Annotated in this window: 8 protein-coding genes and 2 pseudogenes; 2 read left to right on the top strand and 8 right to left on the bottom strand. The window is 60.7% G+C overall.

What is annotated here, in order from left to right; genetic code table 11:
* Positions 1-14: 14 nt before the first annotated feature.
* From PYV00_RS11155 to PYV00_RS11190, 8 genes and pseudogenes are all read right to left on the bottom strand, one after another.
* Positions 15-2,477 (bottom strand): TonB-dependent receptor domain-containing protein, encoded by a 2,463-nt coding sequence (locus tag PYV00_RS11155; RefSeq protein ID WP_275228348.1) that lies wholly within the window; start codon positions 2,475-2,477, stop codon positions 15-17.
* Positions 2,478-2,642: 165 nt separating this feature from the next.
* A complete protein-coding gene (locus PYV00_RS11160) occupies positions 2,643-3,653 on the bottom strand; it encodes a FecR family protein (RefSeq protein WP_275228349.1) in 1,011 nt (336 codons plus the stop codon).
* Complete coding sequence (locus PYV00_RS11165) at positions 3,646-4,191, bottom strand: RNA polymerase sigma factor (protein ID WP_275228350.1); 546 nt, start codon at positions 4,189-4,191, stop codon at positions 3,646-3,648. The genes PYV00_RS11160 and PYV00_RS11165 overlap by 8 nt, the downstream gene beginning before the upstream one ends.
* Positions 4,192-4,628: 437 nt before the next feature.
* Positions 4,629-5,111 carry a sigma factor-like helix-turn-helix DNA-binding protein gene (locus PYV00_RS24410; protein ID WP_428981629.1) on the bottom strand — a complete coding sequence of 161 codons (483 nt, stop codon included), beginning with the start codon at positions 5,109-5,111 and terminating at the stop codon, positions 4,629-4,631.
* 736 nt (positions 5,112-5,847) lie between these two features.
* Positions 5,848-6,453, bottom strand: coding sequence for a PilZ domain-containing protein (locus PYV00_RS11175; RefSeq protein ID WP_275228352.1), 606 nt, complete (start codon positions 6,451-6,453; stop codon positions 5,848-5,850).
* Positions 6,454-7,180: 727 nt separating this feature from the next.
* A complete protein-coding gene (locus PYV00_RS11180; protein ID WP_275228353.1) occupies positions 7,181-9,046 on the bottom strand; it encodes a putative bifunctional diguanylate cyclase/phosphodiesterase in 1,866 nt (621 codons plus the stop codon).
* A gap of 620 nt (positions 9,047-9,666) precedes the next feature.
* Positions 9,667-10,374 (bottom strand): hypothetical protein, encoded by a 708-nt coding sequence (locus PYV00_RS11185; protein WP_275228354.1) that lies wholly within the window; start codon positions 10,372-10,374, stop codon positions 9,667-9,669.
* A gap of 156 nt (positions 10,375-10,530) precedes the next feature.
* A pseudogene (locus PYV00_RS11190) lies at positions 10,531-10,788 on the bottom strand (transposase); the annotation flags it as partial.
* 202 nt (positions 10,789-10,990) lie between these two features.
* Here PYV00_RS11190 and PYV00_RS11195 point away from each other — a divergent pair.
* Together PYV00_RS11195 and PYV00_RS11200 are read left to right on the top strand one after the other, a co-directional pair.
* On the top strand, positions 10,991-12,211 hold the full coding sequence (locus tag PYV00_RS11195) for a glycosyl transferase (protein ID WP_275228355.1): 1,221 nt from the start codon (positions 10,991-10,993) through the stop codon (positions 12,209-12,211).
* 133 nt (positions 12,212-12,344) lie between these two features.
* Positions 12,345-12,793 (top strand): annotated as a pseudogene (locus tag PYV00_RS11200) (transposase); the annotation flags it as partial.
* Positions 12,794-12,907 lie beyond the last annotated feature (114 nt).

Here is a 12,907-nt window from a genome sequence, read left to right on the forward strand (position 1 = left end):
AGTCCATGATCACGCTAGATCTTCTTGGAAATCGAGAGCGCCACCGCTCGCCCCACCGGAGAGAAGTTGGTCGAATCATATGGCTCAACGAAAGGCGCGGCCATCATCAGCGGCGGTTTCGCATTGAACAGGTTATCCACGGCGAGGCTCAATTCCAGATCGGCCAGAAGGCCAGCTTCCTCGCCGAAGGTGTAGCCGACGAACAGGTCCGCGCTGACCTGGGAGCCCAGACGACGTGAGGGCGTATCGCGAAGGTCATCGAGCTCACCCATGTAGTTCAGATAACCGTAGGCCTTGATGTGTTCCCCTTCCCAGCCCAGCGTGCCGCGCAAACGCACCTTCGGGGGATTCCAGATCGTGCCGGACAAGGCGAAATAGGGAGAGGTGGCGCTGTTCTTCTGTCGCGTCTCCAGCCAGGTTGCGTTTAGCGAGGTGAGGATGCTGCCCGGCCCGACCGGCTGCTGATAGGAAACGGCGAAATCGAGCCCCTGGACCTTCTGGTTCGCGACGTTGGTGTAGTGGTTGTCGATGATGTAGGCGACGCGCGAGGGATCATAGGGAAGCCCTGAGTAGTTTTGCAGCCCGGTCGACGACGCGGCAATGGCGGCTTCGACGTCTTCCGGAGTCGGAGCGCGAACGAGAAACTGCCCGTAGGCCGGATTGAGGGCGTTGAGATAGCTCCCGATGGGCTGGATGACCCTGTCATCATACTTGATCCGGAAATATGTGACGTCGAGCGAGAAGCGTTGGGAGGGCTGCCACTGGGCGGTCCAGCTCATGCTGGTGGCCCGCTCAGGCCGCAAGTCCGGGGCACCACCTTCGGTATAAAGAGCAGTTGCGCCTTCAGGAACGTTGGCGCCCACCAGTGCCTGCGCATTGACCAGTGAAGCTGACCTTGTCTGGAGTTGCTGAAGCAGCGTCGGAGCCTTGAACGATCTGCCCCACGACAGCTTCAGCTCGACACCGGGCAAGGGCCCGTAGACCAGACCGAGCTTGGGCGTGGCGATGTCGCCGAAGCGGTTGTAGCGATCGTATCTGCCCGCCGCCGTGACGGAGAGGTTTCTCACCCAGGGAACCTGGTCGGCTTCCGCGACAAGCGGGACGAACAATTCGGCGTAGGCGTAGCCATCGTTCTGGCGGCCGGAGAATCCGCTGCCAGTGTCGACATTGCGGTTCGCGAACTTGTTGGTGCGATAACCCCCGCCCGCGACCAGGCGCGCTGTTCCGGCAGGCAGGCGCAGCACCGGCCCTTCGATGAATGCTTCGGCGCCCAGCAGCACGTTGCAATAGCAGACGGCGGCGTTGAAAATCTCGGTGTCCTCGACATAATCTCGTTCGCGCCCGATCGTGCGGCCCTTCGAATAGGCACCCCGCAGCGAAAAGCGCCAGCTGGTGCCCAGGCGGGCTTCGAGGGTTGGTGCCAGGGCGTAAAGGCGATCGCTGGTCGCGCTCGTCAACACGGCGCCGTAGGCTGAGATCTGCCGGCCGGTCTTTCTGCTGTTGAACAGCCCGTCAAACCGCAACTGGACCGCGTTGCCGACATCCTGCGTCAACCGAAGGATGCCGGAATGGACCGTCTGCTCGGGAAACAGCACGTAAGGATCGCCCAGGGCCGCGGCGTAGCCGCGCTGGCGCGCCTGGATGCTGTCATTCTGCCGATAGCCGTAGGCTGCCATGGCCCCGCCGGTCTGCCACTCGCTTCCACCCACGAGCGAATATTGCTGCGAGAAATCCCCGCCATCGGTAGCCTTGCCCCAGCGCGCGCGGGCGGAAAGGCCATTGGCGGGCGGGCGCAAGATGACATTGACGACGCCTGCTACGGCGTCGGAACCGTAAAGCGCGGAAGAGCCATCGGGAACGATCTCGACACGATCGACGGCCTCGAGCGGAATCGCGGAAATATCGATTCCCTGCGCAAAGCCGCCATAGGCAAGGCGATTGCCATCAAGGAGCGTAAGCGTGGCGTCAGGACCCAGCCCGCGAAGATTGACAGACGACCCGCCGGTGATGTTCTGGTTGACGATCCCGCCCGCGTTCGCGCCTGATCCGACACCGGGATTCTGCCCGCCCGCGAAGTTCTGCGGCAAGGCACGCAAGGCCGACCCGACATCACCGAAGCCGGCGTCCAACATCTGCTGGCGGCCGATCGTAATGCGCGGAGACGCCAGAGGCGCCCCTTTGATGCGCGAGCCGGTCACGGTGATGTCGCCCGACGCGCCCATGTTCTCGCCGGACTTGTCTTGCGCGCCAACCAGGATCGTCTCGCCGGCGCGGCGCGCCTTTATGCCGCTGCCGGCAAGCAGGCGATCCACGGCCGCCTCGGCGTCGAACCGGCCGATCAGCGCGGGCGCCTGGTGTCCGGCCACCTTCTCGCTCAGGATGATGATTTGCCGCCCGGATAGTCTTGCGACTGCGCGCAGGGATGATTCGAGATCCTGTGCCGGCAGATCGTAGTCGGCGACATCGGTCTGCGCCATTGCCGGAGCGGTTGAGACAAGAATGCTCGTCGTGGCGAGCGCGATGCTCGCCACGCCAGTGCGGATTGGCATGGTTTCCCCCTTGTGATGAGCGGGCCGCGATGAGGCCGGCGTCACAAGGCAATGAGTGGATTTTCGCGGGACGGGACACTTGTCCCTGAAAATTTATTTCTCTTTTTTGACAAGAACGATCGTATCAGGGCCGCTTGCGACCTTCAGATCGAGAAGCACAGCGAGCGCGCTGGCAAGGCTTTCGGGATCGTCGATTTCGAACAGGCCCGAGATCCTGGTTTCTCCGAGCGACGGGTCGCCAAGGATGATCTTCCGGGCGGAGCGACTGTTAGCGGCCGCGACAACGCTCGCAAGGCTTGCCGACCGAAATTCGATGCGCGAGGAAAGCCAGTTGGGCGCAGGCTCTGGGCGGGGCTCCGGAATGGCCGGACTGCCGTCCTGGTAGCGCAGCCCTTCCCCGGCGGTCATGTGGACCACGTCCCGGTCACTCGACGCGCCGAGCGGGCGAACATCGATCGCGCCGTGAAGCAGATGGACGTGCAGGCTGCGGCCCTTCTCAAGGGCCACATCAAAGACAGTGCCACGCGCGATGATTTCGCTGCCCCCCGCCTCGACGATAAAGGGGCGCGGCTCGTGGGCCACCTCGAAGCGCGCACGGCCACGCTCGAGGCGCAGGCCGCGCCGGTGGACTTGATAGTCGACCAGAACGAGGGCGCCCTCATCGAGCGTCAGGCGAGACCCATCCGTGAGCTGGACCCGCCGGATTTCACCCGCGTTCGCGAGGTAGGCAGAAACCGGTGGAATCGACGAGGCAATCGCCGCTGGCTGCGTCTCATGTCCCATTGGCATGCCTGGCGAGGAAAGAAGGCGCCAGCTGAGGAAACCAATGATCGTAAGGCCAGCGAGCGCGGCAGCCTTGGTGCGCCACAAGGCACCACGAACCGGTCGCGGCGGCGGCAGTGCATCCCAGTCGACCTGTTTTCCGGCCGCGTAAAGGTTCGCCACACGGTTGTAAGCCGCTCTATGGAGGGCACCTCTTGCAAGCCATTGCTCAAAGGCAGCACGGTGCTGTTCGGCGTCCGGTCCTCGCATGAGGACGAACCATTCGGTCGCTTCCAAACGAAGTTGCCCTTTTTCAAAGGGATTGCGGGGAGCGTCAGTCATCGGTGTTGACCCTGCTGTCGAGATAAAGCAGCGCCTTTCTCATATGATACTTGACCGCGCGAACGTTAAGTCCGAGGCGCTCCGCGATTTGCTGATATGTCAGGTCTTCCTGGCGATGCAGGCGGAAGACCTCTCGTGTGCGCGCTGGTAGCTCTGCCAGGGCCTGTTCGTAGCGACGAAGGAAATCGGAAGCCTCCATCATCCATTCCTGCTCAGGAGCGACGGCGATTTCAAAATCTTCATCGACGGGTAGATGCAAGGCGTCCCTGTGCTGCGGGCGTCGCGCGCGGCCCCACAGCAGGTTTCTGGCAATGGTGCGAAGGTAGGCTTCCGGCGTGCGCAGCTTGCCGGTCCTTGCGGCAGCAACGAAGCTGACGAAAGTCTCCTGAACAAGATCTTGCACCTCATCTTGGTTGCCGACTGATTTTCGGATGAAGCGCGCGAGGCGCGGAGCCTCGGAACGAAACAGGCGATCGAGCAGATGATCGCGCGGCGCATCATCGCGACGCTCGGTACGGGTCTCGGCACCACGTTTCATGGCTCTCGCGAAGTCCCGCCCCGGTCAGACCGGGCGCAACCGAGAATGAAAAGAGATACCATAAGTCGACCGATCCACAGGCACGCATCTCCATCCACCAAAGGCGGCCGATCTGCGCTAACGATGTGACGGTCGACCTTCGTCCGGTCGAACGCTTTTAAATCCGCCCCCGCACCTCGTGCGATGACTTCCCTCACTATGCGGTCATCTCCGATTGTCGGCAAGGAGGAACTGAAAATTCTCGAGAAATGCATTGGCAAGTCGCCAGCGTTCACGCGTTGCGCGGCATCTCCGCAAGCCTCCAAAAGACTGGCCCATGAGCTTGCGCAACACCCGACCGTCGGCGAAATCGGCCCGTGCGGCCTCGCATCGATGCGTCGGCCATCGACACACTGGCGAGACATTTGCGCGTTCGCGGTTTTGCACGTCATCGCCGTTCAGCGATCGACGAGTGCCTTGTCGAGTTCGATCAGGGCATGAACCAGTTCACGCCGGACAGCCTGCTGGGTAAGACCGAGCCGGGCCGCAATGGTGGCATCGTCAAGGTCATCGCGGCAGCTGAGCATGAGGACATGCCGTGGGAGGGGCTCGAGACCTGCGATGACCTCGGCGATCCGCGCCTGAGCGAGGATATGGTTTGGCGGATCACTGGCCAAGAGCCGGCCACCAATCCCGATGTCATTGCCGATGTGCGCATCATCCTGGCTCCAGACCGCGCTATTTGCCGCCCAAAGCCGCTGCATTGCCGCAGCCACATCCGCTGGTGATACATCTGGCGGCCCTGGATCGAGAAGCGAACAAGACCGGACGACGAGCGCACGCTGGTCCGCGTTCGGGAGGCGGTTGGGGGAAGATCTATCCTTATCGAACAGTCGATCGAAAAGGCGGCGCAAGAGCGTACCTAGGAACCGGACAGACATGACACTGGTGACCTCGCTGGCTTGAGATGCGGCGGCCAGGGCAACGCTGTGTCCGGCACGCCTCAATCTCCGCCAAGCTCCCTCCCCTCTGGTCGTTGGGTGCGCGATTTGTGTTGTGATCTCGCGTTCACGTCACCTCGCGGGCATCGCTTTGCATGGTCGCTTGCCCTATACATCTCGGTGATGCTCACGATTGAGGACGCGCTCGCCCGCCGCCGATGCAGTCGCGCTTGTCCTGGCTTTCAAGGCGTCAAAAGAAAAAGCCAGCGGGCGAGGCGCAGCGATCCGAAGTGCACGTGAATTCGCTCCGCGAGCCGACTTATTTGGGTGGTTTTTGCTGAGGCGCGACGATGCGATAGCGTCAATGCTTGTCGCCGCTGATCCGTTCGACTGTGTCGGCACCAGGGTTCAGTGTGGAGAAGCGCCCGCTCTTTTGGTCAGTTTGCGTCTTCGGTCGAGAAAGGCAAGTCCTCGTCGCTGGCGTCGGTTCAAATGGCTTGCGCCAGCGCTAACCTCAGGCCCGGGCTTGGCGCGCCATTTTCGCTGCACGGCTGAAAAACTCCGTTCCGTACGTTTGTGCAAGCCGCCTCAGACATGTTCTATCTTCTCGGAGCGTCTCGCATGTCGCCCTTTCAAGGATGACGCTTCCATTTGCCTATGCGGCGGGTCCCGACCTCACCCTTTATTCATCCGGCGCAAGGCGGCTAGCGAGGATTGCGAGGGACGAGACGGCACTTCAGGCATTTCGCATGTTCATTGCCATGATTCGCTGTGCGAGTTCGGCGAGCTCGACAGACCGCTGGAATGAAACGCCATGCTCGGGATGGAGCCGCCAGCAAACCGTGGCGTCGGTTTCGGGCCAGTCACGGCCCACGATCTTCAGACGTTGTCCAAGGGCAAGTTTGCTTTCGATATCGAGCCTCGCGCCTTCGCGCGAGACGTCCCGTAGTCTGGCGGGAATCCGGGTTTCACCGATGGTCAGCACCACAGCGCTGCTGACAACGACGCGGATGGGGCGGTGCTCGAAAGGCGTCCTTTCGGTGATGAATGCCTCCAGATCGATCGGGCGCGAGAACCGATAGCCCGCCTCGACCTGCGATTGCCAGACGAGTTCAAGCGCATATTGATCCTGGCTCGCTGTCTGGAGCGTCACGCGATTGTCGAACTCGGGCATGGCATGAAGGAAGCGCAATCGAACGCCAGCCGCGGACACATCGCGCAAGAGGCAGAGGAACTGGCCAGCCGGCGTGAGCAATTTCGCGCTGCGCAAGAGCAGCACCGTGCGCCCTGCCCCGCGGTGGTCGATTTGCCCCTCGCCTTGGTTCGGCCCGGATTCGCTCATGCACGTCAAGCGACACTCCACTGACAGCATCCCAGCGGCGGCCTTGGCTTCGCGAGCCCGGGCCGCACATAAACACGATAAGTTGGGAAATCCCCAATCGACCATGCGACCCGACGATTTTGCACTCGAGGGACGATATTATGGATGGGGTGCAATTAGAAGAAGAATGCGTGGTTAAGTTGAGATTTATTTTATACATCGCTCATTGCAATGCGATTTTTATTTTTGGCAAATCCGCAATAGCCTGCATACGAGCTAAAGATGCACTAAGGTGTGTAAGTAAATCCATAAGCAGTTCTGCTGGCTGGAGGAATCCAGCGGAAGGGGTTCTCATCACTTGGAACCCCGGATTTGGACGAGCACCGCTCGCTCGACTTCGAGGACCAAATGTGCCGACCTGGCATCCCGCAGGACATCGACGCCCTCATTCCTTATAGCCCAATCTTCGCATAGGGTCCGACACGACCGCATCTTCGGCTGTCTAGCGCGCGCCATCTCCACTGGAAACGCGGCTCGCGCAGATTGAAGGAAGTGATCTTCGCGGGGTTCGCCAAGCTTTCTGCGTGCCCTTTGCCGAGAAAGCGCGCCGCGTCTCGGCAATGGGCACGCAGGACATAGCGGATGACGGCCATCGACGAGGCTCACGTCCAATGGAAGCGGCGGCGAAACTGGCGAGCGACTGGCTGCTGTCAGTCGTAAGCAAGCGCGGCTGATCGGGCGCAGGGAATCAGCCTCGATTCGCCAATATACGCCTACCGCCAGGCGGCTGGGCGAGCGCAGTTTCCGCGTTCGATCGTGTTCGACCGGCGAGCGGAATGCTGTGCGGATTGGCCGAGGAATGGCGCATCAGCAGCCGCGCCAACTCGTGGCGATCAACTGCCGGCGAAAAATAAAATCCCTGGCCGAACTGACAGCCCAATCCGCGAAGCCTTTCGGCCTGCGGACCGACTTCGATGCCTTCGGCCAGAACGGTTGCGCCCAGTTCCCGGGCAATTGCAAGCAGACCCGCGATGATCGTTGCGCTCACTCCATCGTCGGGCAAACGCGCAATGAACGATTGATCGATCTTGATGAAGTCCACCGGGAGGTCGAGCAGATGGGTCAGCGAGGCATAGCCCGTCCCGAAATCGTCGAGCGCTATGCGCAAGCCGGTGGATCTGAGTGTGGAGACCGCGTCTGTTACGACGCTGTCGCGCTCGCTGATGTAGACGGACTCGCTGATTTCGAGCACCAATCGTTCCAGCAGCGCATCATCGGCGACCGTCTCACGTAAGGCCGCCTGCAATCGGCCGCCGCGCAAGTCGACGGCGGTGACATTGACACTGACATAGCCGAAGTCGAGTCCCAGACTGAGCCAGTCTGCCATGTCCTCGCGGACGGCCGAAAGCATATGCCGCGTCAGTAGCGGCGCAATCCGGGCGTCTCGGGTGGCTTCGGCGAAGATCTGTGCCGGGATGATCTCGCCTGCCGGCGTCACCATCCGACAAAGTGCTTCGAGGCCAACGATCCTGCCGTCCGCCAGGCTGACGATCGGCTGATACCAGGCCCGGAGCCGTCCCCCCTTGAGTGCGGCATCGACGCTTTCGATCGAGGAGCGACGGGATGCCATACGCGTGGCGATGGCGGGCCAATAGCGGACAAATCCCCCGCGATGCGTGTCCTTGGCGTGATACAATGTGAGGTCGGCGTGGTGCTGAACGCGATCGGGCGAATCGTCCGCGGCGGTCACCATGGCGCCGCCCATCGTCGCTTGGGGAGCAACGGTGAAATGTTCGAAATGGACCGGGGCCTCGAGCGTCTCGAGGGCTGCAGCAGCCGTAAACTCAAGGTCACCGAGGCGATCGAGATCCTTGAGAATGATCGCGAATTCGTCACCGCCAATGCGGAATACGCCATCCGGAAGGGCAAAAGCGGCAAGCCTGGCGGCAACCTCCTGCAAAAGCCTGTCGCCCGACGCATGGCCGAAGGTGTCATTGACGGTCTTGAGATTATCGAGATCGATGAGCAGGATCGCCCAGTGGGCATCCGTGCCGCACGGCAGATGCGAAAGCGCTCTGGCGAAGCTTCCTCGATTGGGCAGCGATGTGAGCGCATCGGTATTGGCGCGATGCTCGCGCTCGGCAACGCGCCGATGCCTGGCGAGCGCCAGATCGCACAAGTGGAGCGCGATACTCACGATCTGGCGCTCGGTCTCGCGCGGACCGCGCTTTTCCGCGAAGTAGACAGCGAAAGTGGCGAGGACCACGCCTGTCGGGTCGACGACCGGGGATGACCAGCACGCGACAAGACCTAGCGCGAGTGTCGCATCGCGAAATGCGGGAAACGGGCGCCAACGCGGGTCGGTGGAGATGTCGATGACCTCAACCGGCGCGCCCGTGTAGGCAGCGGTCCCACACGAGCCTACGTTGGGACCAATCGTCAGGCTATCAAGGGATTGCGAATAGGCATCCGGCAGCGATGGCGCGGAAAGGGGACGCAGCGTTCCGCTGGCATCGACCAAGAGGACCGAGCACTTCAGGTCCGGAAAACGCGTCTCGATCCCGCGACATATTTCATCGGTGACGTCAGCCAGTGGGACGCCCCTTGCAATCATTTCAAGTATTTTCGTCCTAAAGGTAAGCACGAGAGAAAACTTCCCGCCAGCAATGCTTTAAGCGATCTACCAGATTGGCAGTTAAATGATTGCTTATCGGCTGGCTCGTGTTCGCTACTCAATGACATCGCCAAGTGGGAAATGGTCTTTGGGCCGTGCTGTTGGCAAAATCGCCTGCCAGATCCGCTATTTGCATCGCCAACCATTTTCACGCTGGCCCGTGCCGTCACGCATTCGCCATGCAAACCGCCCCGTCTAATCGATCAACCGAGGGGCTGCGAATGAGCATGGCGCTCACCAGGCAAGGCCACGACAATCGCTTCCCCACCATGCACAGCCGATGAAGACCGAACCCGCGACGTGCATCGCCGCAGCACTGCGCTCGCTAGCCAATACCGACAGGCGCGGCGCTCCTGCGCGCGCAAGCAGCGGGCGATGAGAGCTTGCCGCTCTACCGATATCCGAAGGCGCTGCCATCCGGGGCGCAGGACGCGCGCTGGTCTGCCGGATGCCCCTCCAACCGCTCGCCATGCCCTTGCCTCCGGCTTGGAACATTCGCGGGTTGTCCGGGGCACAAGAGCCGCTGAGCGGCCAAGGCAGAAGATGCCGGCCTTTTGGCGCTAGCGACCTCGATAAGATCGCTCTTTGGGCATCATGAAATCGGGGCCTACAAGATCTTGATCAAGCCCCAGAAACTGGAAGATCGACGCCATGGCGCAGGCGGGCGAATGGACGACATCCTGGAAGTCCAAGATCAATCCACCATGCGCCTTGGCCTCCTCGATCCATCCGCGCTGCCAGCGCTCGATTTCGTCGGCAAGCTTCTGGGCGAATATCCGATCGTGTGTGACCCGTTCGATCAAGACCAGGTTGCGGCTGTTGCGAGGGACGCGCTTGTAGGCCGCGAGGGTCTGCTCGATGTCTCGGACAAGAACGATCTTGGGAACAGGGCGCAGCAGGGCGATATTGCCGCTCGTGGGTGGAAAATGCTGCTTGTGAAGTGTGTAGACCAGTTCGATTTTGGTCGCCCTGCCTTGCGTGAAATCGGCGATGTCGGAATGAAACCGGGCCATGATGCCATATTCCGACGCGGGGAATGCCTCTCGCAGGGTGCCCTTTTCGATATGGTCGAGACGAATCCCGAACTTTTTGCCGAACAAGGTCCGCATCGGTCGGTTCAGCTTTTCCAGTGAGCGACGCTGAAATCTCACCGTTCGACGGTTGTCGACCCCGAATTGTTGTCCGAAGGTGATTCCAGCTGTTCGCCCGATGCTTGTCATCAATGACGTCGACGCGCTCTTTGGCTGAGCGCAGATCAGATACTTCACCTGGTTTCCCCTGTCAGGCGCCTGTCCGATGCTAGCTGAAGGCAGGATGCCCTATTCCGGTCCATACGCAAAGTGAAATGGCGCGATAATTTTCCCATTGCAGGCCATAAAATTCCGCCTCAGACCGGCCGGAACCGATCAAATCGCACCGAATTTAGCTTGTCGCAGCTCGCGGACTTCGCGCTCCAGCGCCTTCATCTTGTTGGCTACCTCGGTCGGGACGCCAGCGCGCCTGCCGCTGTCGACCTCGGCCTTCTTCACCCACTCATGCAGCGTCTGAGGAACGCAGCCGATCTTCTCTGCGATCGACACCACAGCCGCCCGGCGAGAGGGGTAATCGCGTTCATGATCGATCACCATACGCACCGCGCGCTCGCGGACTTCCGGCGCAAACCTGTTCGTTGTCTTGCTCATATAGGCTCCACCTTCTCAAAAGTTGGAGCCTCCGGCAAGCCCGGCGCGGTTCATCTTGACAAAGGAACCATAGCCTGAGCCTTGAGGTGGCTTTCGACCTTCTCGATTGCTGAGACTCGCACCTTGAGGATAGTCTTTGCCAATGATGAGACACACGGCGGCATCATCTGACGATCCCTTTCTTGGGTGCTTGTTCATTGCCATGCTGTTCACCGCGCTCGGCGCTTACGGCCTGCTATCGCCTTCCACTCTTTATTTTGATGAGATGCACTATGTGCCCGCGGCGCGTCTTCTGCTGGATCTAAGCCCGGCAAACCAGGAACATCCGCTTTTGGGCAAGGAGATTTTTGCCGCTTCGATCGCTCTCATCGGCGACCGGCCCCTTGCTTGGCGATTGCCGCCATTGCTGTTCGGCGGACTGGGTCTTTTTGCTTTTGCAAGGTTCATCTGGTGGACAAGCGGGCGTCGCTTCGCCACGCTTGCCGCAGCCATCCTTTTGGCGACCAACCTGCTCTGGTTTATCCAGAGCCGCATCGCGATGCTCGATATCTTTGCCGCGAGCCTGCTGCTGCTGGCGCTTTGGCAATTCGCTGCTGCCGTCCACCCGAGCAGGGTTGGAATACGAGCAAACATGGCCTGCTCGGGAATCCTGCTTGGCCTTTCGCTGGGCGCGAAGTGGAGCGTGGCGCCATTTCTGCCGCTGCCCTGGCTCGCATTCGTCATTCTTCGCTCGAAGCGATCTCACAACCCGCCATTTCGGTCGATCCCCCAAGGGTTGTCCCTACCCGAGGCATCGACATGGCTCATCATAGTGCCTCTTGGCGTGTATTGGGCCACGTTTGCGCCTGCGCTCTTTTACGAGCCGATCAGCGCACGGCATGGCCTCTTCGACATCATCGATCTCCACCGACGCATGATTGTCGCGCAAACCGCAGCGCTTACGCCGCATCCTTACCAGAGCGTCTGGTTTCAATGGGTCTTCAACCTGCGGCCAGTCTGGTACCTTTATGAGTATCTCGACGGCGCGTGGCGTGGTGTGCTGTTCGTCGGAAACCCTTTCTCGATGCTTGCTGGCCTTGGCGGTCTTGGCTGGTGCGTATGGTCCGCTTGCACCCTGCGGCGAGCAGACACTCTGGCTCTTTCGATACTCTACCTGGTGGGGATTGGCTTTTGGATGGGCAGCGCCAAACCCGTGCAGTTCTATTACCATTACCTGATCCCGGCGGCATTTCTCATGGGCTGTCTGGCCCTTGCGCTCGACGCGGCATGGGCGCGCAACGGTAAATGGCGTGCATTTGCTTATGCCGCGTTGGCGGTATCGATCGGATTATTCGCGTGGTTCTATCCGATCATATCAGCTATTCCCCTAGGAGAAGGCCAAGGTGCTTTCGAAAAATGGATGTGGCTTGATAGTTGGCGATGACTTTATCCTAGGACCGCATAAGGGGGCGGTTGGAGAACAGGGCCGCCAATCTGCATATCCGCCGGCCCACTATCACGAGACTCAAAGCGTGTTCATTTAACGCCGTGCGAAACACCATTCTGAGCTCGGCGACATCAAGGCGCCGGCGGCGAAAAGCGCGGCGATGCGGGCAAGAAGATCGTCGGCCGCAAACGCCATATCGCCGTCGATACCCATGACCGGCTGCTCACGGTCAATCTCACCACTGCCGATCTCCGACAGTGCCGGCGCCCAGGCCATCGTCGTGGCGATCCGCGAACGCTGGCCGTGGCTCAAGCATCTGTTGCCCATGATCGCATCCGCCTCATGGAGGCCGCTGCATATCGCGACTTCGTACGGGAGATCGTCCGACGCACTGACAAGGAAGCCCCGCTTCAAGGTTCTGGCCCAGCGATGGGTCGTCGAACGCACCTTCGGCTGGTGGAAACGTTTGCGATTATAAGCAGCGTCTGGACGTCTCCGAGGTCATGATCCACATCGCCCCCGGGCGGTCTCATGATGCGCCGGATCGTCCATCCCTGGTCATTCTTAAACGGATTCTAGAATCTAAGATGACAGGAACCGTGGTCGTGCCATACAGCGTTGGCAAGAGGCGGTTCCACTGCACCGCTTGGTAGCGGGATTATTGCATCAATATGGGCACTAGCTTTCCGATAC

The sequence above is a fragment of the Novosphingobium album (ex Liu et al. 2023) genome (assembly GCF_029076845.1).
In the GTDB taxonomy this organism is placed as follows: Bacteria; Pseudomonadota; Alphaproteobacteria; order Sphingomonadales; family Sphingomonadaceae; genus Novosphingobium.

Excerpts from the sequence above, each read along its gene's own strand:
- PYV00_RS11155 (WP_275228348.1), bottom strand. The coding sequence starts at position 2,477 with ATGGCGCAGACCGATGTCGCCGACTACGATCTGCCGGCACAGGATCTC.
- PYV00_RS11175 (WP_275228352.1), bottom strand. The coding sequence starts at position 6,453 with ATGAGCGAATCCGGGCCGAACCAAGGCGAGGGGCAAATCGACCACCGC.
- PYV00_RS11165 (WP_275228350.1), bottom strand. The coding sequence starts at position 4,191 with ATGAAACGTGGTGCCGAGACCCGTACCGAGCGTCGCGATGATGCGCCG.
- PYV00_RS11160 (WP_275228349.1), bottom strand. The coding sequence starts at position 3,653 with ATGACTGACGCTCCCCGCAATCCCTTTGAAAAAGGGCAACTTCGTTTG.
- PYV00_RS11180 (WP_275228353.1), bottom strand. The coding sequence starts at position 9,046 with ATGATTGCAAGGGGCGTCCCACTGGCTGACGTCACCGATGAAATATGT.
- PYV00_RS11195 (WP_275228355.1), top strand. The coding sequence starts at position 10,991 with ATGCTGTTCACCGCGCTCGGCGCTTACGGCCTGCTATCGCCTTCCACT.
- PYV00_RS24410 (WP_428981629.1), bottom strand. The coding sequence starts at position 5,111 with ATGTCTGTCCGGTTCCTAGGTACGCTCTTGCGCCGCCTTTTCGATCGA.